A 25,897-nucleotide genomic window follows, 5' to 3' on the forward strand; every position below is an offset into this window, starting at 1 on the left:
GGGTGAAACGCCCGGATGATGGTCCGGTAGGACGGTTCGAACCACGATCGTGCAGTCTCGGACAATGGTCGTGCAGTCTCAGCTATGGCATCTGCTGGCCCGCGGCCGTCGTGCGCCAGTCGGTGGGGGTGACTCCGAAGGCGCGTCGGAACCGACGACTGAAATGGGCGGAGTCACGGAATCCCCACCGCCGTGCGACGGCGGCCACGGTGCATGCCGCGTGTGCCGGATCGGCGAGATCGGTCCGGGCCCTGTCCAGACGCTGCGCGATGATCCACTGCTCGATGCGGACGTCGTTTCGCGCGCACACCGCGTAGAGGTGCCGAACGGAGACGTGCAGGGCGGCGGCTATCCGGTCCGGGCTGAGGTCCCGATCGCCGAGGTGCCGTGCGACGTAGGCCCGGACCTGGGAGAGCAGCGTGTCGTCGTCGGCCGGTACGTACGGTTTGTCGGCGGCCGACAGGAGCAGTGAGCGCGCCAGTTCGACGGCGGACCGTCCCATTCCGCCCGCGACCTGGGCGTCCCATCGGTCGGGGTGCCGGCTCAGCGTGGTCACATGGGCGGTCATCAGGTCGTAGAGCGGACTGCCCGGCAGCGTCGCGACAGCTCGCCTGACGACGCTCGCCGGCAGGTCCAGCTCGTCGACGGGAATCTGGAGTGCGCAGCCGGCGTGCACGTGGTGTTGCACGAACCGGTAGGGCGCCGTGAGGTCGATGCAGCTGAGCGCGCCGACGGGCACCGTCCGCACGTGGTCGAACTGCTCGTGGCGCGCGACGTTGCGGGTCTGGACCGCGAAGGAGAGCATCGGCGTGCAGCCGATCCGGGTCTGCCGCGGGCTGCGGGCCAGTTGCATGCGGTGGTTGGCCTCGGAGCGCACCACCTGCACGGGGCCCAGCTGCCACGTGGCGAGCCGGGCCGACAGCGGCACGCCGGGCGCCTCGGGGTCGAGAACGACGCTGGAGGGCACCGTCGCGTCGACGACCATGGCACGGAAGGCGTCCACGCGCTCGGCGACCGCCAGGCCATCGGTGTCGAAGACGACTGCCACGACGTCATACCTTTCAGCAGCACGGAGACGCTGCCCCCATTATCGCCGCGGTATGGATGGGGATACCACCGACGGGAGGTGGTTTCCGCCTCTCCGATCGGCCGCCGGACCGAACCCACCGTACGCGGATCAGCGCCGCTGTCAGCGGCGCTGACGCACTGCCACGGCACTGCTCTGCCACTTGCCGTGGCTAGCTTCGAGGAATTCCGGCCGCCGGGCATCCCGGTGACGGGGTGACGTGAGGCGCACGCGGGCCGCCGGGGCGAATGGTCCCGGTCACCCGGGTGATGCACCTGGCGTCCGTGGACTCGAGCTCAGGAGGGCGTCATGACGACGACCATGGCCGGCGCGTTCGTCGTCGCCGGCGTGGACGGATCCCCGGCGGCTCTGGACGCCGTGCGGGTGGCGGCTCGGGAAGCCGCGTACCGGCGCCGTCCGCTGCGGGTGGTGCACGCCTTCATCTGGCCGCTCATGGGCGTACCGCTCGGGCCTGCCGCAGGTGGGCCACCCGGCGGAGGGCTGCGTCACCAGGCGGAGCGCTACGTCGCCCACGCCGTCGCCGAGGCGGCCCGGGTCGCCCCCGAGGTGCCCGTCACCGGCGCGGTCGTCGACGGGGCGGCGACTCCGGTCCTGCTGGGCGAGTCCCGCCACGCTGCGCTGGTGGTGCTCGGGCACCGGGGGCTGGGTGGCATCGCCGGGCTGCTGCTCGGCTCGGTCAGCGAGCAGGTCTCGGCCTACGCCCTGAGCCCGGTGCTCGTCGTACGCGGTGAGCCGCGCGTCGACGGCCCGGTGCTGGTGGGGGTGGACGGTTCGGATCTGTCCGCCGAGGCGGTCGGATTCGCGTTCGAGGAGGCCGCCCACCGCGGAGCCCCGTTGGTCGCGGTCCACGCGCGGCGCGATCCGGCGGCGCCGCGGGCGTTTCCACCGTCGGCGTGCGGGGAGCGGTATCCGCACGTGGAGGTGCGGCACCGCGACCTGCGCGGCACACCGGCGGTCGTGCTGACGCAGGAGTCCCGCGCCGCGCAGGTGGTGGTCGTCGGCGCGCACGGGCGCGGCCCACTGGGCGGGCTGCTGCTCGGCTCGGTCAGTCAGGTGCTGCTGCGTCACGCGCACGCTCCGGTGGTCATCGTGCGGCACCGCCCGTTGGCGCCGACGTGGTCGACGGCCCCCGTGCCCTGACGGAGGTGGCCACGCCGGAACGGGACGGGCGGGACCGGGCCGGCCGCGGAACCGGCTCGCGCCGGCGGTCCTCGTCGTCGACGAGGCCGGCGGCGTACACCCGCAGCAGGTCGTGCATCTCGTACCGGCCGGAGCGGACCTGGGTGAGGCGATGGGTGACCAGCTCGGCCATGAGACTCCTGGCCCGGCCGGGATCGACGGCGGCGAGGCTGCCCGCCGCCGCGGTCGTCAGCGGGTCGGGGTGCCGGGCCAGCAGCCGGAACAGGCGGGCCGCCGACGGACTCAGTTCCCGGTACGAGCCGGAGAAGACCGTCGTCAGTTCGGCATCGAGGTGCTCGCCGAAGTAGTCGAGCCGGCGGCCGCCGTCGGCCAGATCGTCGGCGATCTCCGCGAGTGACCGATCGGGATGCGTGACAGCGCGTGCGGCGACCGTCGCGAGGGCCAGCGGCAGCCGACCGCACCGGATGATGATCTCGTGCACCGCTGTCGGGTCCGCGACGACCCGTTCGGGTCCCAGCCGCCGCGCCAGGTGCTCCCGCGCCTCGTCGGTCGAGGGCAGATCCAGCGGCAGGGGATGGGCGCCGGCGGTGGTGATCAAGCCGGTGATCCGGGTGCGGCTGGTCACGATCGCCAGGCAGCCGGGTGCGCTGGGAAGCAGGTGCCGCACCTGCTCGAAGCTGCGACAGTTGTCCAGCATCACGAGGACCTGACGCCCGGCGAGGATGCTGCGATAGAGGCCGGCCAGCGCGTGCAGTTCGGTCGGCATCGCCTCCTCCGGCACGCCGAGGGAGCTGAGGAACCCTCGGAGCGCCTCGGTCGCGCTCATCGGATCATCCTTGGCGGTGAAGCCGCGCAGGTCGGCGTAGAGCTGCCCGTCCGGATACGCCGCGACCAGCCGGTGCCCCAGCCGGATCGCGAGGGTCGTCTTGCCGACGCCCGGCATCCCGTCGATCGCCAGGGCCACCGTGGCCCGTCCGTGCCGCCGGTCCTCGTCCAGAAGGTGCTCGGCCTGGGCCAGCGCATCGGCCCGGCCGCTGAAGAAGGGGTGATCCGGCGGCAGCTGAGCCGGCGTCCGTGGCGGGTCCGCCGGCCGGCTGGCATCCCCACCCCCCGCCTGTCGCCGTGGGGCCGGACCGGTGGCGATCGGCGCGAACCGCTGGTGCAGCACGCGCTCGTAGGCCGCGAGCAGCTCGCGGCTCGGGTCCATGCCGAGCTCGTCGCTGAGCCGGCGGCAGATCTCCTGGAAGCTCTCCAGCGCCTCCGCCTGGCGCCCGTCGGCCGCCAGCGCGAGGACGAGCCGAGCCCGCAGCGCCTCGTCGAGAGGGTTCTGGCCGACCGCCTCGCGCACCGCCGGAAGCACCAGTCGCACGTCACCGGTGAGCAGAGCGGCGTCCACAGCGTCCCGGACCACCTCGACGCGTTCGGCGTCGACCGCGGTGAAAGCAAGCTGACGGCGCATGTCCGTCTCCAAGCCCGCCGCGCAGGGCCCGCGCCACAGACTCAACGCCCGGTGGTAGAGCGTGACCGCGCGGCCGGGCTCGTCCGCCTGCCTGGCGTCGGCCACGAGGTGACGGAAGCGGAGCAGGTCGAGGGTGCTCTCATCGGCTCGTAGCCGGTAGCCGGCGGCCTGCCGGACCAGATACGTCCCGACGGCGCGCACCGGCAGGTCGGGCTCGATGGCCCGCCGCAGGAGGCCGATGTACCGATGGATGACGTTTGCGGCGCTCCTGGGGGGATCTTGATCCCAGAGCATGTCGACCAGCTCGGTGAGGCTGACCACCGATCCGGCGCGGGTCAGCAGCAGGGCGAGCACGAGTCGCTGCTGACGGCCACCGAGATCGATGTCGAGGTCGTCGTGTCGAACGCCGACCGGTCCGAGGACGGTGAACAGCACGGCCATCACTCTCCTTCCCATCCGCCACGGGTCGCGCGCGAGCTGCTCGACCCTGCGGGACCCGAGGAGCACGTCCCGCGCCGATCACGAGTCTGGCTGTCGTCCTCCCGGGCATAATGCGTCACGTGACGGTGACCGTGACGGTGACGGAGTTGCCGGCGCGGTCGAGGTCACTGCCGCCAACCGGGACGACAGCCCGCAGTCCTCGTACAGTCGTCCTGTGTCGGGCTTCGTGATCGGTCGCGCCGAGGAGATCACGAGGCTCCGGGCGCTGATCGCCGCGGGCGTGGCGGGCCACGGTGGCGCGTTGCTCCTGCGGGGGCCCGCCGGGATCGGGAAGTCGACGCTGCTGGGTCGGGCCGTCGAGGCGGCGGACGACGCTGGCGCCCTTCTGCTCAGTGGATCGGGTTCAGCCGCCGAGTTTGCCCCCAACGACTCCCTGCTCGGGCAGTTGCTCCAGCCCGTGGCGTCGGAGGCCGCGCGATTCCCCGTGCTCGAAAACCTGCTGCGTGCCTCCGGAGATTCGGCAGGCCCGTACGCCGTGGCCCGGGCCATGCTGGAACTCCTCACGACCCTCGCCGAGCAAACGCCCGTGGTTCTCGTGGTGGACGACCTGCACGGTGCGGATTCGACCTCCGCGGTCGTGCTGTCCTTCGTCGGCCGCCGGATTCTCTCGGATGCCGTCGTCCTCGTGGGCGCGTACCGCGAGGAGTCGGAGATCCACGCCGCTTTCGCCGCCGGCCTGCCCACGATCTCGGTTCCCCCGCTGGACGCACCGTCGGCGGGCCGGCTGCTGACGGCGTGCGCCGCGGATCTCGACGCCGCCCGGCGGCGGCGCATCCTGCGGGAGGCTGGGGGAAACCCGCTCGCATTGACCGAACTTGCCCAGGCCCCGCACCAGCCACCCGCATCGGTCGCCCCCGACGAGCTGCCGCTGACCGAGCGGCTGACGCAGACGTTCGCCGCCAGGGCGGCGGCGCTTCCCGAACCGACGCGGCTGTGCCTGGTCGTGGCGGCCCTGGGCGACAGCGGACTGAACGAGGTGCTGACCGCCGCCGGCGCGGTGGCGGGCCGACCCGTGGATCTGTCACACCTGGAGCCGGCCGCAGCCGCCGGGATCATCGAAGCCCTCGACGTGGGCAGGCCGGTGCGGTTTCGGCACCCCCTGATGCGGTCGGCGATCAGCCAGGTAGCGGGTGCGGAGCTGCGCCGGTCGTGTCACGCCGCGTTGGCGGCACTGACCGTGGAACGGCCGGAGCGCAACGCCTGGCACCGCGCATCCGCGTCTGACGGGCCGGACGAGCAGACCGCCGCGGACCTGGAGAGCGTGGCCCACACGGTCCGTGACCGCGGCGACGCCGCCGTCGCGCACGGGATGTTCCTGCGGAGCGCCGAACTCACCGTCGAACCGACACGGCGGCACCGTCGACTCATGGCCGCGCTCGTCGCCGCCGCCCACCTCGGTGACGCGCAGGAGATCGCACGGCTGTTCCGTCTCATCGATCCGCGCAGCCTGGAAGCCCCGTCCCGGCTGCTGCTCTCGCTGTTGCGGGGAAACTACGTCGACGGTGGTTGGGGCTCCGACGTGCCGCTTTCGCTCATGTCCGAGGTGGCCGCGACCACGAGCGCCGGTGACGACGCCGACTACGAGCAGGTCCTGGTCAGCATCGGGGAGATCGCGACCCGGTTCTACTGGTCGGGCGGCCCGGCTGATCCCCCGCGCACGGCTCTGGCCGACATCGTCGACCGGCTGCCGCTGACGGCCGAGGACCCGCGACGACTGCACGCCGAGGCGATGCTGAGGCCGGCCGAGCGCGGCGCGTCGGTGCTGCGGCGGCTGCGGAGGATGGACACCTCGGGTCTCGGTCCCATCGACCTCTATCACCTCGGCCTCGCCGCTCAGGTCGCCGGTGACCTTCCGCGCTCCCGCCGGCTGCAGGCCAGGGCCATCACCGCCCTCCGGGAGTCGTCGCAGCTGACGCTCCTGGTCAACGCGCTCACCTCGCAGAGCCTCGCGGCGCTGCTGCTCGGCGACGCGCGCCTGGCTGCGACCTGCGCCGAAGAGTCCGCCCGGCTGGCGCCGGACATCGGTCGGCCCATCTCCGTGTCGGTGGGGCAGATCCTCGGCGCCGCCGCGGCGGGCCTACGCGGCGATGTCACCGCCGCCGAGTCGCTGGCCACCGCGGCCGAACGTGTCCTCATGCCGCTGGGCGTCGCCGAGGTGCTCATTCTCGTGCATCTCGCACGCGGTCTCACCGCACTGGGCGCGAACCGGGACCGGGCGGCGTACGAGGAACTCGCATCGATATTCAACTCCGTCTCGCCGGGCTTCCACGCCCACTTCCGGCTGTTCCTCGTCCAGCACCTGGCCGAGGCGGCTGTCAGAGCGGGCCGGCAGGACGAACTCGGCGTGATCGTCAGGCAGCTCACTGCGGAGGCCAGGCCCTCGGATTCGCCCGCGCTGGCGGCCGGCCTGCGCTACGCCACCGCCGTTCTCGCCCCCGACGACCATGCCGACGAGGCGTTCCAGAAGGCGCTCGGCGCGGACGCGCTCGGCTTGCTGGAGCGGGCGCACCTGCAGCTGGCCTACGGGGAGTCGCTCTCCCGCCGAGGCCGCCCGCGGGAGAGCCGGCCGCACCTGCGGGCCGCGGTGCGGACCTACGAGGCGCTCGGATTGGCGCCCTGGACCGAGAAGGCCCGCGCGCGGTTGCGCGCTTCCGGCGAGCGCGTCGGCGCCCTCCGGACCGACGGGATCGATCTGCTGACTCCGCAGGAGCTGCAGATCGCCGCGCTGGCCGCGAAAGGCCTCACCAACCGTGACATCGCCCAGCGGTTGTACCTGTCGCCGCGCACGATCAGTTCCCACCTCTACCACGTCTTTCCCAAACTCGGGATCACCTCGCGCACCGAGCTGGCGCGGGCGGTGGGCCCCGCGGTCACCGACCTCGGCCGAGAGGACGGCACGGAACACGCCGACCCGTAACAGATTCACGGTCCCGCGCGTCTTGACGGCATGACTACTCCACCTTCCGGCGCTCTGGTTCCCCGCATGCGGACATGGTTGCGCGGCGGCCTGATCACCGTGGCCTCGCTGCAAGCCCTCGTCTCCGTCTGGCAGTACGTGTTTCCCCGCTCGTTCTACGACGACTTCCCGACCGTGGAACTCGATCCCCCCTACAACCAGCATCTGGTGACCGACGTCGGCGGCCTGGGCCTGGCGCTGGCCGCCATGCTGTTCTACGCCGCCCGGGTACTCCAGAGCACCGTCGCCACGGCGTCCCTCATCGGCTACCTGATCTACGCGGGGACGCACTTCCTCTTCCACGTCACGCACTTCGACAACTTCTCGCCGCAGGCCGCGCTGGGCGTCGGCACCGGCCTCGGGATCGAGGTGATCCTGGCGATCTGCTTGCTCTACCTGGTGCGGTCGATGCGGCGGGCGGAGTACGCCGACGGCACCGACGTTCACGCCCCGGCCTGAGTGCCCTCGACGGGTCACCCGAGGCGGCGACGTGCCGCCTCGGGGTCCGTGGACGAGACCGGTAGGCCGGTGGCGGCGGGGGTGCCGGCCTACCCGGCGAGGGCGACGAGCGCGGCCGTGTCACCGGTTCGCGCCGCCGCCACGAACGCGCTCAGCAATCGCGCCCGGTGCGCCGGCGTGCCGGTCGACGGGGTCGACCCGCGCGGCGCGGCCAGGCGCAGGCGGGCCCGGTAGGCCAGCTGCCGGGCGTGCGGCTCGGTGCGGCCGAGGGCGGCGCCGATCTGGCGGTACGGCAATCCGAAGGCCTCCCGCAGGAGGTAGGTAACCTGTTCGCACGGCGTGAGGACGGTCGCGACCACCTCGATGGCGGCACGCACGTCGTCCGCACGTTCGGCGAGGCGTGCCGGGCCGTCGCCCCGCGCCGGAACGTTCTCCAGCCAGTCACCCGGTGCCACGGACGACCGGTACCGGGCCGAGCGGATCGCGCTGATCGCCAGCCGCGAGGTCGTCAGGGACAGGAAGGCCGGTGGGCTGTTCACGAGGCTGCGGTCGACCCGCTGCCACCGCAGCCACGCCTCCTGCACGATGTCCTCGGCGTCGACGTGACGTCCGGCGATGCGGTGCGCGATGGCCAACAGCCGCTCCCGCACCTCGAGGAAATCGGCGAGACCGTCCGGCCGGACCGGCGTTGCGAGGGGCATGTCGGGGCGCCTTTCTGGGCGTGCGATCGGTGCACCCGACGCTAGGCAGCGGCAGTGCGGAACCGGTGCCGATCGGGTGCCTGCCCCACCGCCGGCCTCAGGGGACGTCGCCGTCCCTCGCCGCCTGCCGCAGCGCGTCGCGCGCGGCGACCTGCCGAGCGGTGACGGCGGCCGAGGAGGCCGCGGTGCGCGACAAGGGGGGATCGGGCAGGACCCCCGCGACGATGCCGACCCGGACCAGCGCGGGGACGTCCACGTCGAGCCGGCGGGCGATGAGCAGCAGGTCGGCGACGTCCTCGTCGTCACGCAGGCAGAGGAGCAGGACATCCACCCGGGCCATCGGCGCACCCTGGTCACCGAGCCCGATGAATCCGACGTTCGTCATTGTCATCTCCCTCTCGTGACGGTCGGTTCAGCCGACCAGCTTCAGCGCCACGTCCCACAGCCGATCGGCGTTGCCCGGATCGAGCGCGTAGTCCGCCACGCCCCGGTGGTCGGCCGGGCGCTCGGTGACCACCGGTGCCTCGGCGCAGTCGTCGAAATACCTGCCGCCGACGCCGTCCAGCAGCGGTGACGCCGCCAGCAGCACGGAGGTGGCGGCGCCCTGCTGCGGCGTCTTGCGCCGCTCCGGCGGCGTCCGCAACCCGCCGGTGTGCTTCTGCAGGCCGGTCGCGATCGCGCCCGGGTTCAACGCGTTGGCGTAGATGCCGTCGTCGGCCCAGCGCCGCGTGGCGGCCACGGCCAGCAGGACGTTCGCGGTCTTCGACTGGGCGTATGCGGTCAGCGGATCGTAGGGCCGGAACAGGTAGTGCAGGTCGTCGAAGACCACCGGGCAGAACAGGTGCCCGGTGGAGGCCACCGACACCACGCGGGCGCCGCGCGCGGCGGCCATCGCGTCGTGCAACCCGACCGTCAGGGCGAGATGCCCCACGAAGTTCGTGGCGAACTGCATCTCCCAGCCCTGCGGGCTGCGTTCCAGCTCGGGCAGCGCCATGATCCCGGCGTTGTTGACCAGGATGTGCAGCGGCTGGTCCCAGCCGGCCACGAACCGGCGTACGGAGTCCTGGTCGGCCAGGTCCAGCTCACGAACGGTGACCCCGCTGTTGCCGGTGCTGGCGGTGATGTCGGCGGCTGCCTGCTCGCCGGCGGCGGGCCTCCGTACGGCCAGCACGACCTCCGCGCCGGCGCCCGCCAGGGCTCGGGCGGTCTCGATGCCGATTCCCGCCGCACCGCCGGTGACGAGCGCCCGCCGGCCGGTGAGGTCCACGTCCTCGACGACCTCGGCGGCGGTCGATGCGAAGCCGAACGGCGTGGTGATCCGCTGTGTCATGTCGCTCCTCGTGTCGGTTGTCGCTGTCCACCGTGCCGGGCGGCACGGCGGTTATCCGGGGTTCCGGTTTTCCTGGTAGTGCGAGGACCAGGCACGCGAGCCGCCCTACGATGACCGGGTGACCAAGGCCGGCCGGCTCGGCGAATACCTGCGCGCCCGCCGCGAGCTGATCGGCCCGGCGGACGTGGGCCTTCCGGGGCACGGCCGGCGTCGCGTCCCCGGTCTGCGTCGGGAAGAGGTGGCGCTGCTGGCCGGGATCAGCGCCGACTACTACCTGCGGCTGGAGCAGGGCCGTGACCGGCACCCGTCGGACCAGGTCCTCGATGCCCTCGCCCGTGCGCTGCTGCTGGACGCCGACGCGACCGCCCACCTGCACCGGCTCGGTCGGCCCGTGCCGATGAGGCCGGCCCGTCGGCCCGAACAGGTGTCCACCGGTATCCGCCAGCTCGTCGCCTCCTGGAGCGAGACGCCCGCGTTCGTGTACGGCCGGTACGCCGACGTGCTGTTCGCCAACCGGGCGGCGACCGCGCTCTCCCCGATCTTCACCGCGGGGACCAACGTGTTGCGGGCGGTCTTCCTCGACCCGGCGGCCCCGGCGGCGTACCCACTGAACGAGACCGTGGTGTCGAACGCGGTGGCCGGCCTGCGGTCCCTGGTGGCCGCCGACCCGGACGATCCACGCCTGACCGACCTGGTCGACGAGCTGTCGTCCGGCAGCGATCGCTTCCGCCGGCTCTGGGCCCGTTACGACGTCGCCGTCCGGTCCGGTGGCGGGCTCCGGACGTTCCACCACCCGAGAGCCGGTGAGCTGCGCCTGCGGTACGAGAAGCTCGCCGTCACCGGCACGAGCCAGATGCTTGTCGTCTACCACGCCGAACCGGGCAGTGGCTCCGCGGCGGCCCTCCGGGCGCTGGCCCGCGTCGACGACACGAACGCGTGACCTCGCGACCTGCGCGCCTCACGCCGGAACCACGTACGGGAACGTGGCGCCGCGGATGTCCTCGGTCAGTGCGGCCGGTAGACCGGTGCCCACCGCCGAATTGGTGACCAGCGAGAACATCACCTCCGGCGCGTTGTCGCCGAGCCCGCGACCGTTGATGTCGGTGAAACCGAACACCGCGGGCGTGCCGACCTGGTACGGAAGGGTGTCGGGCAGGATGCGTCGCACCACGTCGAGGGCGTACGCCTCCGGGCGGGCGGTGGTGCCCATCCGTCGCACGGCGGCGGCGACCTGAGCCTGGATCGACGAGGAGTAGTTCGCCCAGTCGTCCGCGGGGTGCGTCCCGTTCGCGGCGCTCGCCGCCTCGCTGTCGGCGTCACGGAACAGCGGCCAGATCATCGGCATGCCGGCCCGGCTCGTCTGCCGCCAACCACCCGCGTCGGTGGCGAGCCGGGTCGTGCTCCACACCCGGATCATCCGGTCGTCGAACAGCTGCGGGTCGTGGTGCGGAACCCGCAGCACGATGCTCTGCACCGTGGAGCCCGCGAACGTGTTGGTCGCCGCCCCGGGAAGGAAGCCGGTGATCGGTACGTCCTTGCCATGGATCACGAGTTGATCCATCGCCGCGAGTTGACCGAGGTCCAGGAAGAACGTCTCCGCGGCCCGGCCGGCCCACACCCGCACACCACCGGCGCCCGCGTTCTCCTGCCCGGTGCGGCACCGGGCGATCTCCGTTCCCACGGCACCGTCGTCGGCCGCGTCGTCCCCCTCCAGCCGGAACACTCGAAACGTCTGGTCGTCCATGCCGTCGCTGTCGAAGACGAAGCGGAACGCCAGATTCTCCACCGGTGAACCGTCCAGGTGGATCCGGATCTCGTAGCGCGCCTCGTGGTGAAAGCCCACCGCTGCGTCCCCGGCCAGCGACGTCCGTGTGTTCATCACGAAGACGGTCGCGTCCCGGTCGTCGAAGACGTACTGATCGGTGATGTTGAGCCGCGGATCCCGCCGAGCTGCCGGCGAGTCGAGGTGATGTGACATGTGCATCCCATTCCTGTCGGAGCCCCGAAGGGCAGAACCTGCGCCACGACGTTCGGATGGAGTGTCGCCTCGATCGCCGTGCCGGCGCTGTGCCAGCGAGCGGCGGCGAGCCGGCGTACCGCGTGGTCACGTGCGCCGGGCATCGCCCGCCGACGTGCCCTCCGGCGGGTCGACCCCGTGGGCCGGGGCCGGCACCCGGGGCCCCGCGCCGGTCAGGAAGGCGTCCCGCGGGTGCTGCACCGAGCGCAGCGAGACGATGTCCCGGCCGAACGGCACCGCCGTCGCCCAGACCGCGAGCACCCGGACCTTCCGCTCCCAGGTCGGCACCGCCAGCACGTGGTAGCCGCGGTGCATCAGCCAGGCGGGGAAGCCCCTGACGACCAGCCGGTGGAACTGGAAGATTCCCCGACCGAGACCGAGCGTGGCGACCGCACCGAGGCTGTGGTGCAGGTAAGGCTCGGGTTTCCGACCGCGCAGCGTGGCGATCAGGTTGGCGGCCAGCAGTTTGCCCTGCCGTACCGCGTGCTGGGCGTTGGGTACGGTGGCCGCGCCGTCCCCGGCCGCGGCCAGGTCGGGGACGGCCGCGTCGTCGCCGGCGCCCCATGCGTCCGGCACCGGCGCCTCGTCGGTGCCGACCCGCAGGTCGGCCCGGACGGTGAGCAGCCCACGGGTGTCGACGGGCAGGTCGGTGTGGTTGTGCACCATCGGGTTCGCGCCGTTCCCGGCGGTCCAGACGATCAGCTCGGAGTCGAACTCCTCCCCGGTGGACAGGACGACGTGGCCGTCGCGTGCCGAGCGCAGTTGCGTGTTCAGGTGCACGTGCCCGCCGCGTCGGCGCAGCGATCGCACCACCCACTCGCCGGGGGCGTCGGTCACCTCGGGCAGGATCCGGTCCCGGGCCTCGACGAGGTGGAAGCTCAGCTCGTCCGGATTCAGCTCGGGGTAGCGGCGTAGCAGCGAGCCGGCCAGCGCCAGCGCCTCGCCGAAACCCTCCACCCCGGAGAATCCACCGCCGACGAACGTGACGGTGAGTAGCTTGCGGCGCAGCGGCCCAGGCGGCAAGCCGGCGGCCTCGTCGAAGGCGGTCAGCAGCCGGTCGCGGATCGCGACGGCCTCCTCCACGTGCTTCATCCCGATCGCCCGCTCGGCGATGCCCGGGATCGGCAGGGTGCGGGTCACCGCGCCCGCTGTCACGACGATGATGTCGTACCCGAGCGCGTACTCCTCGCCCAGCGCGGGGCGGACGGTGACCCTGCGGTGCGCGTGATCGATTCGGGTCACCCGCCCGGCGATGATGTCGGTCCTGCTCAGGTGCCGGCGCAGGGAGACCGCCGCGTGCCGGGCCTCGACCGAACCGGCCAGCACCTCGGGTAGGAACGGCTGATAGGTCATGTACGGCCGGGGATCGACGAGGACCACCCGGGCCTCGCCCCGGCGGAGCTTCCTCTCCAGTCGCCAGGCCGTGTAGAAGCCGGCATACCCTCCACCGACGATGAGGATCGTCCGCATCTCGCGCCCCCTGTCTCTCGTCCCGCACCGCTATGACCGGGTGGGCGGGCGATCTGTGACAGGTCCCATCGGCTGTCCCGACCCCGCGGCCAGCACCGCCATCGGTGTCGGCGGGTCGGGCAGCGGCGGATCCCCTCCCGGACAGCGGCGGACGCTTGCCCCGCTGGGACCGGACACCCGGGCCGCTCGTGACAGCCGGCGTCGCGGGCTCGGCGTCACATCCGGTGGCGCTGTCGGGTCCTAGCGGGTGCGTCGGGTGAGTGCCCGGCGCTCCCGACCGAGACAAGGGTGTGACGACATGAAGATCGCCGTACTGGGCGGTACCGGGCTGATCGGTTCCCAGGCCGTGGCCGTGCTCCGCGAGCACGGGCACGAGGCGGTGCCGCTGTCGCCGTCCAACGGGGTGGACCTGCTCACGGGTGAGGGCCTCGACGCCGGACTCAAGGGCGCCGACGTGGCGCTGAACCTGACGAACTCGCCCACCTTCGACGAGAAGTCCGCCGACTTCTTCCGCACGTCCATGGAGAACCTGCTGGCCGCGGCACAGCGTGAACAGATCGGTCACCTGGTGATCCTGTCCATCGTCGGGGTCGACCAGGTGCCGGACCCGTACTACCGGGCGAAGGTGCTCCAGGAGGAGGTCCTCGCGGCCGGCCCGGTGCCGTACACCATCGTCCGCGCCACCCAGTTCTTCGAGTTCATCGGCGCGATCATGTCCTGGACCAGCGACGACGACACCGTACGGCTGCCCGCCACGCCGGTGCAGCCGATGGCGTCGGCCGACGTGGCGAAGGCGGTGGCCCGGGCCGCGGTGGGCGCGCCGCGCAACGGCATCCAGAACGTCGGCGGCCCCGAGGTGCTCCGCCTCGACGAGTGGGGCAGGGCGGCCCTGGCCGCCACGGGGGACACCCGGACGGTCGTGGTCGACCCCACCGCCGGGATCTTCGGCGTGGTGCCGGGCGACGTGCTGACGGCCCCGCAGGACGCGGTACTCGCCACCACCAGCTACCGACAGTGGCTCGCCCGCTGACCACCAGGCCCGGGGGGCCGGCACCCCGACGGGTGCCGGCCGCCCCGCATGGGACCCGTGCTGGGCCGAGGATGCTGATCCGCACATCAGTCATGGTCGGACGGGGCCTCCGCACTCCTTCGAAACTCGTTCGGAACCGGGCCTTCCTAGCGTCGGGACAGACGACCGTCACCGATCAGGAGGCATCGATGCCCGAACCGGCAGGGGAAGCCACCACGGCCCACCCGGACCACCTCGCCGACTTCCTCGACGTCCGCGACCGGCTGTTGCGGATCGCGCGACGCATCGTCGGCGACCGGTCCGACGCGGAGGATGTCGTGCAGGACGCCTGGCTGCGCTGGCATCGCACGGACCGCAGCCTGGTACGCAACGCGCCGGCGTTCCTGTGCCGGACCACCACCCTGTTGTCGATCAACGCCACCCGCACCGCGCACCTGCGGCACCGCGATCCGGCGGACCCCTGGCTGGCGGAGCCGGTGGACCCGGGCGACGACCCCGCGACGGTGATGGAACGCACCGAGGAGCTACGCGCCGCGATCCTGCTGCTCGTCGAGCGCCTCGCCCCCCGTGAGCGCTGCGCCTACCTGCTCCGCGAGGCGTTCGGCTATCCGTACCGGCACGTCGGGGAACTGCTCGGGCTCACCGAGGCCAACGCGCGCCAGGTGATCCGCCGGGCCCGGGCCCGGCTGGCCGGGGGCCGAGGCGCGCCCGCTTCACCGGTGGAACAGCTCCGGCTGCTCGCGGCGTTCGGGGAGGTCACCCGCACCGGTGACCCCGCCGCCCTCGTCGCGGTCGTCGACGCTCCGTCCGGCAGGACGGCCCCCGTCGGCCGTGGACGTCCGAGCGCCCTGTCCCTCGCCGCCGGAGGCTGACGTGGACCCGGGATGTCCGGTGGCATTCGTCCAGCCGTCGGCTCGACCGTCGGCCACACTCGGGGTGTGACGACAATCGAGCCGATGACCTCCACCCACCCGGTGTTCGATGAGTTCGCCGTACTGTTCGACGACTACCGGGTGCACTACGGCCAGCCGTCAGCCCTGCAGAGCACCCGATCCTGGTTGCGCGAGCAGGTCGCCCGGCACCGGCTCGCCGCAGCGGCCGCCATCCGGGCTCAGGAGGTCTGCGGCTTCATCACGGTCACGGTCATGCCGGCCTCGCTCAGGTTGGGCACCGCATGGTCGATCCGCGACCTCTACGTGGCGCCGGATCATCGCCGTACCGGTATCGCCGACGCCCTCCTGCGGCACGTCATCCGGAACGCCGGTGACGCCGGCGCACATCGCGTGTCACTCCAGACCGAGACCGACAACGTGCCGGCCCTGACGCTCTACACCGACATCGGGTTCCAACCCGTCACCGGCCTGGAACTGCTCAACCTCACCGTGGATCCCCCTCGCCACGTGCCGTGACCGAGATCGGACGGACCGGTCGCGTGCCGACGGCCACAGGCGTTGCCGGGTCGGCGAGGCGCGTCACGGCGCCGGGTGGGGCGCCGGGGCCGGCGCACGCTTGGCCCGCTGGATCTGCGCGTAGACGTGGGTCCGCAGCTCGGTGAACCGGGGCAGCGCCCGCGTGGTGAGCTGATCGCGTTCCCGCGGGAGGTCGATCACGAGGTCTTCCCGCACCCGGGTCGGCGAGTGGGACAGGACGAGCACGCGCTGGCCCAGGTACACGGACTCGTCGATGTCGTGGGTCACGAAGACGGTGGAGATACCGCGGTGCAGGTGCAGGTCGCGGACGAGGTCCTCCAGGTCCGCGCGGGTCTGCGCGTCCACCGCCGCGAACGGCTCGTCCATGATCAGCACTTCGGGCCGGTACGCGATGGCGCGCGCGATGGCCACCCGTTGTTGCATCCCGCCGGAGATCTGCCACGGATGGCTGCGTGCCGACTGCGGCAGTCCGACCGCGTCGAGGGCGTCGGCGACCCTCCGGTCGCGTTCGGCGCGGGAGAGCTTCTGGTGTCGGAGGGGCAGCTCCACGTTGCCCCGGACCGTCAGCCAGGGATAGAGGCTGCGGCCGTACTCCTGGAACACCACCGCCATCGCCGGGCTCGGGCCCGTCACCGGAGATCCCTCCATCTCGACGAGGCCGCTGGTGGGCCGGAGCAGTCCGGCGAGGCATTTCAGCAGGGTGGTCTTTCCACAGCCCGACGGGCCGACGACGCACAGCAGTTCGCCGGGCATCATGGTGAAACTGAGATCCCCGATCGCCTCGACCTCGCCCCGGCCGGAGGGGTAGACCTTCCGCAGGTGCTCGACCCGCAGCAGGGGACGTGTGTCAGGCACGGGTGACCTCCCTCATTCCGTGGTACCAGCGCAGGACGCGGCGTTCGACGACGCCGAAGGCCACGGCGAGGAGAACGCCGATGAGGCCGAGCAGGAGGATGCCGCTCCACATCTCGGCGATGAGGTAGTTCCGCTGAAAGTAGGCGATCCGGTAGCCGAGGCCGGCCGAGGACGCGAACATCTCCGAGATGACCATGAGGATCAGGGCTACCGAGAGTGCCTGCCGTACGCCGGTCATGATGCGTGGACTCGCCGCCGGGAGGATCAGCAGCCACACCCGTTCCCACCGGGAGATCCGGTACGAGTCGGCGGTCTCCAGCATCACGCTGTCGGTCGCCCGGACGCCCTCGATCGTGTTCAGCAGGATCGGCCAGATCGCGCCGGAGGTGATGACCACGACCTTCATGGTGTCGGTGATGCCGAGCAGGAGCATCGCGACCGGAATCAGCACCGGCGGCGGGATCGCGCGGAAGAACTCCAGCAGCGGTTCGAGGGTCTCGCGTAGCGGGCGGAACCGGCCGATGAGGACGCCGGCGGCGACGCCGAGCACGATCGACGCGAACAGGCCGGCCAGCAGCCGGTACACGCTCGGCAACACGTCGTCGACGAACGCCGGGCCGATCCAGGTCCGCCGGAACGCGTCCAGGAGCGGGCCGGGGCCGACGAGGAACCGGTTGGCCGACCGGGTGGACCAGACGGCCCAGAGCCCCACGGCCAGGACGGGAAGCCCGACCGCGTACAGGACGTGCTCGGCGACCCGGACGCCGAGGCCGCGAGGGGCGGTCCGGCCCGCACCGAGCGCGGTCATCGGGTTGCCTCGTCCGCGAGCACCGACTGGTGCCAGGCCAGCGAGCGGCGTTCGGCGAAGCGGAACACGACGTTCACCACCACGCCGAGGAGCCCGGTGACCACGACGAGGCCGTAGAGGCCGACGGCGTCCCCGGCGGAACGCGACAGCTCGATCATGCGTCCGAGGCCGGGGTTACCGATCACCATCTCCGCGGTGACGGCCAGGATGAGCGCGACCGCCGCGGCGAGGCGCAGGCCGGTCATCAGGTACGGCAGAGCGGTCGGCAGGACGACATACCGCAGCCGCTCGTAGCGGGTGAGGCCGAAGCTCCGCGCGGTGTCCCGGGCGACCGTGTCGACGTCGGCGACGCCGTAGATCACCTGCACGAACACCTGCCAGAACGCCGCGTAGACGATGATGACGAGTGCGGCGCGCATCTGCAGGCCGAACATCAGCACGGCGAGGGGGATCAGCGCGACCGACGGCACCGGCCGCAGGAACTCGACCGTCGTGTGCGTGGCGCGACGCAGGAACGGCACCAGCCCGACCACGGTTCCCAGCGCGACCGCGGTGAGCGTCGCCAGGGTGAGGCCGATCGCCCAGGACGTCATGGTGAGCCGGAGCCGCCGCCAGAACGCCAGGTCGCGAACCTCCTGGAGCAGCCGCCCGAACACGTCCGTGGCGTACGGCAGGTCGTGCGGGTCGGCCAGTCCCAGGGTCGGGATCAGTTGCCAGACGGCGAGGAACCCCAGCAGGCCGACGGCGCCCAGCAGGATCTTGCGCATCGGTCGGCTACTGCTGCTGGACGAGACGGTCGAAGTCGGGCTGCCGGTCGAGTACGCGGTACTTCTGGGCGAGCGTCGCCAGTTGCTCCAGGCCGGCCCGGTCGATGTCCCACCCGAACGCCGGGAGCCGGACGGAGTCCGCCACCGCATCCGGCAGTTCGAGGTTGTCCTTGATGGCCTGCCGGAGGTCCTTCTCGTTCGCCGGGTCCTTGGCCCAGGTGAGCGTCTTCTTCATCGCCGCGGAGAAGTCCGCCACCAGCGTGGCGTCGGAGTCCTTCAGCTTGCTCGTCGTGATCGTGGTCAGGGTGGTGAGGCCGGGAACGGTGGCCTGGTACGGAGCGACCACGAGAACGTCACCGCGCTTCCGCATCTGGGTGATGAACGGCTCGGTCACCCAGGCGGCGTCGATGGTGCCGGCGGCGAGTTGGGCCGGTGCGTCCGGGAAGGCCACCTCGACGAACTTGACCTTCGTGGGATCGCCGCCGTCCTTCTCGACCGCTGCCATGATCGTGACGTCGCCGGCGGCGCCCAGGCTGTTCACCGACACCTTGCGTCCGGCGAGCTGGGCCGGCCGGGTGATACCGGACTTCGCGGACGCCACCACGGCGTTGATGTCGTCGCCGTCGGGGTAGGACGACGCGTAGTTTCCGATGATCACCACGCCGAGGTTCTGCAGGTCGGCGCGGAACGGGCCGAACGGCTGGCCGACGGCGAAGTCGATGTCGCCGTTGATCATGGCCGGGATGGCCTGGGCGCCGCCCTGTGCGGGCACCACCTCCACGTCGAGCCCCTGATCCCGGAAGATGCCCGCCTTGATGCCGCCCCACAGCGCGGCGGTCTCGCTGATCGGCAGCGCCGCCACGCGGACCTTCCGCAGGTCGTCGCTCGCCCCGGGGGACGCCGGATCGGTGGCGTCGGAATCCGTGCAGCCGGTCAGGGCGATCACGACGCCGGCGAGAACAGCGAGGGCGGTGACCTTCTTCATGGGCGGGCCCTTCCGTGCGCAGCGCTCGTGCAGCCTGAGGAGTGGGGTCGACGGAGTGCCGGAGGCATCCGACCGCGTCGATCAGCGTCATGGACAAGCGATTGATTGTCAAGAATTCCAAAAGGGCGAATCGCATATGGAGAACACGTCTTGACGGCCGACGATTTTGTGACCAAACTGTGCGGTTGGTGGCGCGGGCGGAGAGGGCGACGACGTGGCAATCGTGATCGTGGGCGCTGGTATCGGTGGCCTCGCCACCGCGCTCAGCCTGCACCGGGCCGGCTTCCGCGAGATCACCGTCTACGAGCGCGCCGCAGCGCTGCGCCCACTCGGCGTCGGAATCAATCTGCTCCCGCACGCCGTCCGTGAGCTGACCGAATTGGGTCTCGGAGAACGCGTGGAAAGGCTGGGCGCCGCACCCGCCACGCTTGCCTACTACAACCGCCACGGTCAGCAGATCTGGAGCGAGCCACGCGGACTGGCCGCCGGATATCGCTGGCCGCAGCTTTCCGTGCACCGCGGTCGGTTCCAGATGGAACTGCTCGCCGCGGTGCGGGAACGGCTGGGCGCCGACGCGGTGCGCACCGGGCACCGGCTCGTCGGCGTCCGCGACGGCGTCGCGCACTTCGAGACGGTGGCGGGGGAGGTGAGCGTCGCCGGCGACCTGATCGTCGGCGCGGACGGCATCCACTCCGCGCTGCGCCGCCACCATCGGCCCGGCGAGGGGGCGCCACTGTGGAACGGGCTGACCCTGTGGCGGGGGACGGCCCGGGCACCCGGATTCCTGGACGGGCGAACCATGATCATGGCCGGGGACGCGGAACAGAAGTTCGTGGCGTACCCGATCGGCGCCGGCCTGATCAACGTCGTCGCCGAGCGGCGCGGGCCCGGTTTCGCCGGGCCCGACGCGGACTGGAACCGGACGGTCGACCCCGCGCCGGTCGTCTCGCTCTTCGCGGACTGGCGTTTCGCGTGGCTCGACGTGCCGGAACTGCTGGCCGCCGCCGACGAGATCCTCGAATACCCCATGGTGGACCGCGATCCGATCGACACGTGGACCCACGGCAACACCACGCTGCTCGGTGACGCGGCCCACCCGATGTATCCGAACGGTTCCAACGGCGCGTCGCAGGCGATCCTGGACGCACGTACCCTCGCCTTCCACCTCGCCACCGCGCCGACGGTCCGGGCGGCGCTCGACGCCTACGAGGCGGACCGGCGGCCCGCGACCACCACGCTCGTGCTGAGCAACCGGCGGCAGGGCCCGGAACAGGTGATGGTGCTCGCCCACGAGCGCGCGCCGGACGGGTTCACGCACATCCACGACGTCATCGGACCGGAGGAGCTCACCGCCATCGCCACCGGCTACAAGAAGGCGGCCGGGTTCCTCCCCGCCGACCTCAACGAACGGGCCTCCCTGACGCCGACGGCCGTCCCGGGCGTCCTGCCGTGACCGGCCAGGAGCCGACCGAACTGGACGCGGCGCGACTGGCGTCGGTGATCTCACCGCTGCGCCGCACGCTGCTCGCCGCGGCCCGGGCCGCCGAGCACCTGCCGGAGATCCCGGACGCCCAGATCGAGATCGTGCGGGCCCTGCCCCGGGGCACCGTGGCCGGCCCCGGTGAGCTGGCCGAGCGGCTGCGCCTGAGCCGGTCCACGGTCAGCAACCTGCTCACCGCGATGGAGGGCAACGGTCTCGTCGAGCGTCGCCCCCGCCCCGGCAACCACCGCCACGTCGAGGTCCTCGCCACCGCGAAGGCCCTCGACCTGTTCGACCGCTTCGACCTCGCGAGCGGAGACTTGGTCGCCCGCGCCGCGGCGACCCTGCCGGCGGCGGACCGCGCGGCCCTCGCCGCCGCGGTGCCCGCGCTGGAACGCCTCCGCGACGCCCTCGCGCACGCCGAGGACACCTCATGAGTACGCGCCGAGCCGCCGGTCGGGGCGCCGTGACCGCCCCGCCGGTTCCCGGACTGGAGGAAGCGTTCGAGGTGGAGGTGCGGCTGGGCGCGCCGGCGGACCACGGGGTGACCCGTGCCGGTCACCGTCGCGTGGTGCCCGTCGTCGGCGGCCGGGTCACCGGTCTCTTCGAGGCCGACATCCTGCCCGGCGGCGCCGACTGGCAGGTGGTCCGCCCCGACGGCGCGATCGAGATCGACACGCGCTACTCGGCGCGCACCGCCGACGGCGGTCACGTCTACCTGCGTACGTTCGGCGTCCGCAGCGGCCGTGCGGAGGTCCTCGAGGCGCTGCTGCGCGGCGACGCCGTCGACCCGTCCGAGTACTACTTCCGCCTGGGCGTACGACTGGAGACGTCGGTGCCGGCGCTGGCCGTCCTGGAGCAGTCCGTCTTCGTGGCGTCGGCGATCCGCGAGGCCGACCGGGTGCGCTACACCGCCTACCGCGTCACGTAGCTGACGCTTGTCGGGCGTGCCGCCGGGCGCTACCGGCAACCGGTCGATCGACTGGACGGTCCGGGCACCGATTCGTCGCCACGTACCCCGGCCCGGCAGGACATCTGGACCTCCTCCGGGAAGTGCCCCGGAGTCACGGCGCTCCGGTTCGCGCCTAGGGCACCGGGGTATGGCGACCGGGCCCTCGCGCTCGGCCACGAATGGTGCCGAAGCACCGCACCTGCCGGCCGCCCGCTGCCGGCTCGAGTGTCGGCACCCCACTTCGCCACGACGAGTACGTGGGTTCGCGAAGTCTTCCGCGAGGTGCGGCAATCCGTGCGACTTTCGTCAACCGGATGCGCGTCAACTGTTGATTGATCGACGGTGGCTCATGTAGCTTCGCCTTTCATGCCGAGCAATACGGGGGCTGGGCGATGACAGATTTGCTCTTGCATGGTGAATTCCGGTGCGCATCCACCGCTCGCATCTCGGGCGGACCGGCCACCGCCGTCGCGCCGGCGTCGCCCGGTGCCCGATGAGCGCCGGCGTCGAGACCGCCCAGGGAGCGACCGTCCGGGTGACCGACCTGGTCAAGCGGTTCCGCTCGGGCGACGAGACGATCGTCGGCGTCGACCGGGTCACCCTCGACGTGCCGGCGGGCGCCGCCGTCGCGGTGACCGGCCCGAGCGGTTCCGGCAAATCCACCCTGTTGCATCTGATCGGCGCGATCGAACGCGCCGACGCGGGCCGCATCGAGGTCGACGAGGTGGCGGTGACCGGCCTGTCCGGCAGGCGGCTCGCCGACTACCGCAGAGGGACCGGTTTCGTCTTCCAACGATTCCACCTGCTGCCCGCGTTGTCCGCGCTGGACAACGTGCTCGCGCCGCTGCTGCCGTTCCGGCCCGGGCCCGACGACGTCGACCGGGCGCGGATCCTCCTGTCCGACGTGGGGCTGGCCGGCCGGGAGCGCGCCATGCCCGGCCAGCTCTCCGGCGGTCAGCAGCAGCGGGTTGCCATCGCGCGGGCCCTGGTCGGCCGGCCCCGGCTGCTGCTGGCCGACGAACCGACCGGCAACCTGGACTCGGCCGCCGGCGCCGGGATCATCGATCTGCTCTGGCGGCTCCGCGACGAGCACGGCATGACCCTGCTCATGGCGACCCACGAGGCGTCGCTCGCGGACCGCTGCGACCGGACCGTCGAGATTCACGACGGGCGGATTGTCTAGCGCCGACGCATCGGCGCGGAAACGGGGGTGGGGCGATCGGAAACCGACAATGTCACGAATTCCTACAACGCTCATCGACAGCTCGATCAGAAGGAGTGGGAATGGTACGAATTCTCGAAGCGACAGCGGACCGAGTGCTCAGCATGTTCGTTCCGAAGCTGACGGCACAGGCGGCCAGCACCGCCTGCAGCTGCTGGACGGAGTACTGCAGCTGCACCAGCAGCGGTTACGTCCGGGTCCGGGACTGCTGCAGGGGCTGCGACAGCACCGGTACGACCTGCGGCTACTGCCGCACCACCACGACGCGCTGCTGACCTGACGCACGATCGCGATCACCACGCCGTCCCGGCCTGCCGTCGGTCGGCCGGGACGGCCCGTACTGCCTGAGCGGAGAAGCTCCCACCCATGTTGCGGATGGTCTGGTCACAGCTACGGCACACCCGCGGCCGGAGCCTGGCGGTGTTCGCCGCCGTGCTGGTCGCCACCACCGGGTTCACCGTGCTCACCGGGGTCGCAGCCACCTCGCGGCTGGTCGCGCGCGGCTCCATCGACGGCCAGTTCCGCCCGTCGTACGACATCCTGGTCCACCCGTCGCGACCCGCCGACGGCCTGCTGCACCAGGACCGGCCCACCGCGGCCTACGGCGGCATCACCCTGGACCAGTGGCGGCGGATCGAGCGCGTCCCCGGCGTCGAGGTGGCCGCTCCGCTGGCGGTCCTCGGGCTCGCCGACATCCGACCCGACCTGCGGGTCGACGTGACCGACCAGGTCGACCGGAGCGCCGAGCGGCAGGTCATCGAGGTCGCCCCCCGGCTCGGCGCAGACCGTGGGCTGAGCACCCTCGCCGCCGCCCCCACCTACGTGTACGTGTCCCGCCGGCCCCTGCTGGCACTGTCCCGGATCAGCGGCGACCAGGGCGTGTTCGTCTACACCGACGGCACCCGCGTCAACCAGACCGCCTCTGCCGCCGAGTGCCCCGGCACCGGCGGGGGAGGCCCCCTGGAGGTGCAGCCCGACGGGCGGCGCCTCCAGGTGTGCGCGACCGCCGTGGGCAGCTTCGAACCGGCCACCCGACGAACCAGGATCAGCGCGCTGCAGGCCTACCAACTCCTCCCCGGCGGCACCTTCCGGCTGGCGTCGGTGATCACACTCGGCCGCCCCGCCGCCGCCATACCCGCCACCGCCCGACTGGAGCTGCGGCTCCCCGCGGTCGTACCGATGCTCGTCGCCGGGATCGACCCCGCGGCCGAGGCACGGCTGGTCGGCCTGGACCGGGCGGTACGCCAGGGCCGCTACCTGACCGGCTCCGACACCGTCGGCCCCGCAACCGGCAGCTCGTCGACGTCCCCGCTCGCACCCGTCGGCCCGGCGGGCCGGGCGATCCCGGTACTCGCCGCCACGGACCTCGCGGTGGACGAGCAGATGAACCTCGCCGTGTCCCGACTCGCGGTCCGGACCGCCCGACGGGTACCGGGCTCCACCACGGAAGCGCTGTGGCCGCTGCTGCACGACTCGACCAGGACACCCCCGAAGGCGGCCCCGTACGACCTGGGCCAGCTCTACCGTGCCCGACTCGACGCCGCCCTGGCCGGCAACATCCCCCTGTCCGGCGTACAGACCCTGCTGCGGCCGGCATCACCGGCCTATGCGCCACAACCCGACGGCACGAGCCGGCTGCTGCCGCGGGTCGGCGAACCCGGCTCCACCGACCAGGCCATCGACGACCTGTGGCGGGACGCCTGGTTCAGCACCGGCGGCGTCGGCACCGGAGAGTCGATCGTCCTGAACGGGCAGAGTGAGGAGTGGTCGGTCACCCCCGTGGGCAGCTTCGCACCCCGCGACCTCCCCACCGCCGGCGGCGCCGCCCAGCAGGCCCTCGACCTGTACCGGCCGGCGGCGCCGGTGGGCGGCGACGCCCGTACCCGGCAACTGCTCGCCGACCGTCCACTACTACCCGGCGACGATCCGCTGGGCTACCCGCCCCGCCCACCCCACCTGCTGACCACCCTGACCGCCACCCACGACCTGTACAAGAGCGTCCGGTCACCGGCGACGGACACACCGCTGAGCTCCGTCCGGGTGCGGGTGGCGGACATCGACCGGTTCGACGAGGTGGCCCGGGAACGCGTCCGGCTCGTGGCCGACGAGATCGTCCAGCAGACCGGACTGACCGTCGAGATCGTGCTCGGCGGCTCCACCGTACGCAGCCCCGTGCTGCTGCCCGCCAACCAACTCGGCCGCCCCGACCTGACGCTGGCCGAGGCCCGCACCCGCAAGGGTGTGGCCGCCGAGATCGTCACGGCCGTCGACCGCAAGAACCTCATGCTGCTCGGACTGCTCCTGGTGGTCTGCGCCCTGCTGGTCGGCAACGCGGTGTCCACCGCCGTCCGCGCTCGCCGCCGCGAACTGGCCATCCTGGCCTGCGTCGGCTGGCCCGGCTGGCGACTGGGTCAGCTGGTCCTCGCCGAGACCACCACCCTCGGCCTCGCCGCCGGTCTGCTCGGCGCCGGCCTGTCCGGGCCGCTCGGCCACCTGGCCGGCGTCCAGGTCTCCGGCACCGTCGTCCTGCTGTGCATACCGATCGCGGTGCTGCTCACCGCGGTGGCCGGCGCCCTCCCGGCGATCCAGGCCGCCCGAACCCGATCAGCCGAGGCACTCCAGGCAACCCCTGCGCCGGCCCGACGGTCCGCCCCACGGCGGACCTTCGCCGGGCTCGCCCTGGCCAATCTGGTACGGGCCCCCGCCCGCACCCTCGCCGGAGCCGTCAGCCTTGCCGCCGGCGTCGGCGCGGTCACTTTGATCGCCGCCTCCCTCTGGGCGTTCCACGACGGCATGGTGGGCTCACTGCTCGGTCAGGCCGTCTCCGTGCAGGTTCGCGGAGTCGACCTGGTCGCGGTCGGCGGGGTGCTGCTGTTCGGGCTGCTCAGCGTGGCCGACGTGCTCTACCTCAACGTGCGGGAGCGGTCAGCGGAGTTCGCCACTCTCCGGGCCGTCGGATGGCCGGACCGCGCACTCAACCGACTGCTCGTCTACGAAGCTCTCGGCGTCGGGATGCTCGGCTGCGTCCTCGGGACCGCGGCGGGCCTCGGATCGGTGGCCCTGCTGGTCGGTCACCTCGACGGCCGGCTGGCGGTCCTGGCGCTGGCCGTGACCGCCGCAGCGCTGCTGCTGACCGTGCTCGCCGCGCTGGTCCCGGCGATCCTCATTCGCCGGCTCCCGATCGCCGCCCTGCTCACCGAAGAATGACAACCATCGAACCGGACGACCAGTCGGCGGCCGGATCGACC

At 72.2% G+C, this 25,897-nt stretch carries 23 protein-coding genes; 12 read left to right on the top strand and 11 right to left on the bottom strand.

Features of this window, described 5'->3' with window-relative positions; translation table 11 throughout:
* Window positions 1-82 precede the first annotated feature (82 nt).
* On the bottom strand, window positions 83-1,048 hold the full coding sequence (locus GA0070213_RS27205; RefSeq protein ID WP_091070825.1) for a helix-turn-helix domain-containing protein: 966 nt from the start codon (window positions 1,046-1,048) through the stop codon (window positions 83-85).
* A gap of 327 nt (window positions 1,049-1,375) precedes the next feature.
* Here GA0070213_RS27205 and GA0070213_RS27210 point away from each other — a divergent pair, with 327 nt between their 5' ends.
* Window positions 1,376-2,227, top strand: a complete 852-nt coding sequence (locus GA0070213_RS27210) for a universal stress protein (RefSeq protein WP_091070828.1) — start codon at window positions 1,376-1,378, stop codon at window positions 2,225-2,227.
* On the opposite strand, the gene GA0070213_RS32610 is transcribed toward GA0070213_RS27210, so the two are convergent.
* Window positions 2,172-4,127: an AfsR/SARP family transcriptional regulator gene (locus GA0070213_RS32610; RefSeq protein ID WP_175441523.1), complete on the bottom strand. Its 1,956-nt coding sequence runs from the start codon at window positions 4,125-4,127 to the stop codon at window positions 2,172-2,174. The genes GA0070213_RS27210 and GA0070213_RS32610 overlap by 56 nt on opposite strands.
* 214 nt (window positions 4,128-4,341) lie before the next feature.
* On the opposite strand from GA0070213_RS32610, the gene GA0070213_RS27220 reads away from it, so the two are divergent.
* Window positions 4,342-7,104 (top strand): AAA family ATPase, encoded by a 2,763-nt coding sequence (locus GA0070213_RS27220; protein WP_175441524.1) that lies wholly within the window; start codon window positions 4,342-4,344, stop codon window positions 7,102-7,104.
* Window positions 7,105-7,170: 66 nt separating this feature from the next.
* On the top strand, window positions 7,171-7,602 hold the full coding sequence (locus GA0070213_RS27225; RefSeq protein WP_091070836.1) for a hypothetical protein: 432 nt from the start codon (window positions 7,171-7,173) through the stop codon (window positions 7,600-7,602).
* An 89-nt stretch (window positions 7,603-7,691) separates the two neighbouring features.
* Here GA0070213_RS27225 and GA0070213_RS31720 read toward each other — a convergent pair whose 3' ends face one another.
* The 3 genes from GA0070213_RS31720 to GA0070213_RS27235 form a co-directional block, all read right to left on the bottom strand.
* The gene (locus GA0070213_RS31720) at window positions 7,692-8,303 is read right to left on the bottom strand and encodes a sigma-70 family RNA polymerase sigma factor (RefSeq protein WP_175441525.1); all 612 of its coding nucleotides are present in this window, start codon (window positions 8,301-8,303) and stop codon (window positions 7,692-7,694) included.
* A 97-nt stretch (window positions 8,304-8,400) separates the two neighbouring features.
* Window positions 8,401-8,688 (bottom strand): hypothetical protein, encoded by a 288-nt coding sequence (locus tag GA0070213_RS31725; protein WP_175441526.1) that lies wholly within the window; start codon window positions 8,686-8,688, stop codon window positions 8,401-8,403.
* Between the two features lie 27 nt (window positions 8,689-8,715).
* Entirely contained in the window at window positions 8,716-9,633 is a 918-nt protein-coding gene (locus GA0070213_RS27235) for an SDR family NAD(P)-dependent oxidoreductase (protein ID WP_091070841.1), read from the bottom strand.
* Between the two features lie 118 nt (window positions 9,634-9,751).
* Here GA0070213_RS27235 and GA0070213_RS27240 point away from each other — a divergent pair, with 118 nt between their 5' ends.
* Window positions 9,752-10,573 carry a helix-turn-helix transcriptional regulator gene (locus tag GA0070213_RS27240; RefSeq protein ID WP_091070843.1) on the top strand — a complete coding sequence of 274 codons (822 nt, stop codon included), beginning with the start codon at window positions 9,752-9,754 and terminating at the stop codon, window positions 10,571-10,573.
* Window positions 10,574-10,591: 18 nt separating this feature from the next.
* On the opposite strand, the gene GA0070213_RS27245 is transcribed toward GA0070213_RS27240, so the two are convergent.
* A complete protein-coding gene (locus tag GA0070213_RS27245) occupies window positions 10,592-11,611 on the bottom strand; it encodes a DUF4331 family protein (protein WP_175441527.1) in 1,020 nt (339 codons plus the stop codon).
* 126 nt (window positions 11,612-11,737) lie between these two features.
* Complete coding sequence (locus GA0070213_RS27250) at window positions 11,738-13,120, bottom strand: NAD(P)/FAD-dependent oxidoreductase (protein WP_091070853.1); 1,383 nt, start codon at window positions 13,118-13,120, stop codon at window positions 11,738-11,740.
* 298 nt (window positions 13,121-13,418) lie between these two features.
* On the opposite strand from GA0070213_RS27250, the gene GA0070213_RS27255 reads away from it, so the two are divergent.
* From GA0070213_RS27255 to GA0070213_RS27265, 3 genes are all read left to right on the top strand, one after another.
* A complete protein-coding gene (locus GA0070213_RS27255; RefSeq protein WP_091070855.1) occupies window positions 13,419-14,150 on the top strand; it encodes an SDR family oxidoreductase in 732 nt (243 codons plus the stop codon).
* Between the two features lie 188 nt (window positions 14,151-14,338).
* On the top strand, window positions 14,339-15,022 hold the full coding sequence (locus tag GA0070213_RS27260) for a sigma-70 family RNA polymerase sigma factor (RefSeq protein WP_175441528.1): 684 nt from the start codon (window positions 14,339-14,341) through the stop codon (window positions 15,020-15,022).
* A gap of 84 nt (window positions 15,023-15,106) precedes the next feature.
* Window positions 15,107-15,559 carry a GNAT family N-acetyltransferase gene (locus tag GA0070213_RS27265; protein WP_175441529.1) on the top strand — a complete coding sequence of 151 codons (453 nt, stop codon included), beginning with the start codon at window positions 15,107-15,109 and terminating at the stop codon, window positions 15,557-15,559.
* Between the two features lie 63 nt (window positions 15,560-15,622).
* Here the strand turns inward: GA0070213_RS27265 and GA0070213_RS27270 are convergent, their stop codons facing one another.
* Genes GA0070213_RS27270 through GA0070213_RS27285 form a run of 4 tightly spaced genes read right to left on the bottom strand, consistent with a single transcriptional unit; the run spans window position 15,623 to window position 18,995 of the window.
* Window positions 15,623-16,435 carry an ABC transporter ATP-binding protein gene (locus GA0070213_RS27270; RefSeq protein ID WP_091070862.1) on the bottom strand — a complete coding sequence of 271 codons (813 nt, stop codon included), beginning with the start codon at window positions 16,433-16,435 and terminating at the stop codon, window positions 15,623-15,625.
* Entirely contained in the window at window positions 16,428-17,243 is an 816-nt protein-coding gene (locus GA0070213_RS27275) for an ABC transporter permease (RefSeq protein ID WP_091070865.1), read from the bottom strand. The genes GA0070213_RS27270 and GA0070213_RS27275 overlap by 8 nt, the downstream gene beginning before the upstream one ends.
* Complete coding sequence (locus tag GA0070213_RS27280) at window positions 17,240-18,010, bottom strand: ABC transporter permease (RefSeq protein ID WP_091070867.1); 771 nt, start codon at window positions 18,008-18,010, stop codon at window positions 17,240-17,242. Before GA0070213_RS27280 ends, GA0070213_RS27275 begins: the two co-directional genes overlap by 4 nt.
* 7 nt (window positions 18,011-18,017) lie before the next feature.
* Window positions 18,018-18,995, bottom strand: coding sequence for an ABC transporter substrate-binding protein (locus GA0070213_RS27285; RefSeq protein WP_091070870.1), 978 nt, complete (start codon window positions 18,993-18,995; stop codon window positions 18,018-18,020).
* A gap of 214 nt (window positions 18,996-19,209) precedes the next feature.
* On the opposite strand from GA0070213_RS27285, the gene GA0070213_RS27290 reads away from it, so the two are divergent.
* The 5 genes from GA0070213_RS27290 to GA0070213_RS27315 all read left to right on the top strand — a co-directional run bounded on the left by GA0070213_RS27290 (window position 19,210) and on the right by GA0070213_RS27315 (window position 25,856).
* The gene (locus tag GA0070213_RS27290; RefSeq protein ID WP_091070872.1) at window positions 19,210-20,448 is read left to right on the top strand and encodes a flavin-dependent oxidoreductase; all 1,239 of its coding nucleotides are present in this window, start codon (window positions 19,210-19,212) and stop codon (window positions 20,446-20,448) included.
* Window positions 20,445-20,912: a MarR family winged helix-turn-helix transcriptional regulator gene (locus GA0070213_RS27295; protein ID WP_217628668.1), complete on the top strand. Its 468-nt coding sequence runs from the start codon at window positions 20,445-20,447 to the stop codon at window positions 20,910-20,912. Before GA0070213_RS27290 ends, GA0070213_RS27295 begins: the two co-directional genes overlap by 4 nt.
* Window positions 20,909-21,406 (top strand): DUF3237 family protein, encoded by a 498-nt coding sequence (locus GA0070213_RS27300; RefSeq protein ID WP_091070875.1) that lies wholly within the window; start codon window positions 20,909-20,911, stop codon window positions 21,404-21,406. Before GA0070213_RS27295 ends, GA0070213_RS27300 begins: the two co-directional genes overlap by 4 nt.
* 514 nt (window positions 21,407-21,920) lie before the next feature.
* A complete protein-coding gene (locus tag GA0070213_RS27305) occupies window positions 21,921-22,610 on the top strand; it encodes an ABC transporter ATP-binding protein (protein ID WP_091070941.1) in 690 nt (229 codons plus the stop codon).
* A 405-nt stretch (window positions 22,611-23,015) separates the two neighbouring features.
* Entirely contained in the window at window positions 23,016-25,856 is a 2,841-nt protein-coding gene (locus GA0070213_RS27315; protein WP_091070880.1) for an FtsX-like permease family protein, read from the top strand.
* The last annotated feature ends 41 nt before the right edge of the window (window positions 25,857-25,897 follow it).

This window comes from Micromonospora humi (assembly GCF_900090105.1).
GTDB classification, from domain to species: domain Bacteria; phylum Actinomycetota; class Actinomycetes; order Mycobacteriales; family Micromonosporaceae; genus Micromonospora; species Micromonospora humi.

Bases quoted from the DNA above. Each gene is read 5' to 3' on its own strand.
- GA0070213_RS27210 (WP_091070828.1), top strand. From the start codon at position 1,376: ATGACGACGACCATGGCCGGCGCGTTCGTCGTCGCCGGCGTGGACGGA.
- GA0070213_RS32610 (WP_175441523.1), bottom strand. From the start codon at position 4,127: ATGGCCGTGCTGTTCACCGTCCTCGGACCGGTCGGCGTTCGACACGAC.
- GA0070213_RS27225 (WP_091070836.1), top strand. From the start codon at position 7,171: ATGCGGACATGGTTGCGCGGCGGCCTGATCACCGTGGCCTCGCTGCAA.
- GA0070213_RS31720 (WP_175441525.1), bottom strand. From the start codon at position 8,303: ATGCCCCTCGCAACGCCGGTCCGGCCGGACGGTCTCGCCGATTTCCTC.
- GA0070213_RS31725 (WP_175441526.1), bottom strand. From the start codon at position 8,688: ATGACGAACGTCGGATTCATCGGGCTCGGTGACCAGGGTGCGCCGATG.
- GA0070213_RS27235 (WP_091070841.1), bottom strand. From the start codon at position 9,633: ATGACACAGCGGATCACCACGCCGTTCGGCTTCGCATCGACCGCCGCC.
- GA0070213_RS27245 (WP_175441527.1), bottom strand. From the start codon at position 11,611: ATGTCACATCACCTCGACTCGCCGGCAGCTCGGCGGGATCCGCGGCTC.
- GA0070213_RS27250 (WP_091070853.1), bottom strand. From the start codon at position 13,120: ATGCGGACGATCCTCATCGTCGGTGGAGGGTATGCCGGCTTCTACACG.
- GA0070213_RS27255 (WP_091070855.1), top strand. From the start codon at position 13,419: ATGAAGATCGCCGTACTGGGCGGTACCGGGCTGATCGGTTCCCAGGCC.
- GA0070213_RS27260 (WP_175441528.1), top strand. From the start codon at position 14,339: ATGCCCGAACCGGCAGGGGAAGCCACCACGGCCCACCCGGACCACCTC.
- GA0070213_RS27265 (WP_175441529.1), top strand. From the start codon at position 15,107: ATGACCTCCACCCACCCGGTGTTCGATGAGTTCGCCGTACTGTTCGAC.
- GA0070213_RS27275 (WP_091070865.1), bottom strand. From the start codon at position 17,243: ATGACCGCGCTCGGTGCGGGCCGGACCGCCCCTCGCGGCCTCGGCGTC.
- GA0070213_RS27280 (WP_091070867.1), bottom strand. From the start codon at position 18,010: ATGCGCAAGATCCTGCTGGGCGCCGTCGGCCTGCTGGGGTTCCTCGCC.
- GA0070213_RS27285 (WP_091070870.1), bottom strand. From the start codon at position 18,995: ATGAAGAAGGTCACCGCCCTCGCTGTTCTCGCCGGCGTCGTGATCGCC.
- GA0070213_RS27300 (WP_091070875.1), top strand. From the start codon at position 20,909: ATGAGTACGCGCCGAGCCGCCGGTCGGGGCGCCGTGACCGCCCCGCCG.
- GA0070213_RS27305 (WP_091070941.1), top strand. From the start codon at position 21,921: ATGAGCGCCGGCGTCGAGACCGCCCAGGGAGCGACCGTCCGGGTGACC.
- GA0070213_RS27315 (WP_091070880.1), top strand. From the start codon at position 23,016: ATGTTGCGGATGGTCTGGTCACAGCTACGGCACACCCGCGGCCGGAGC.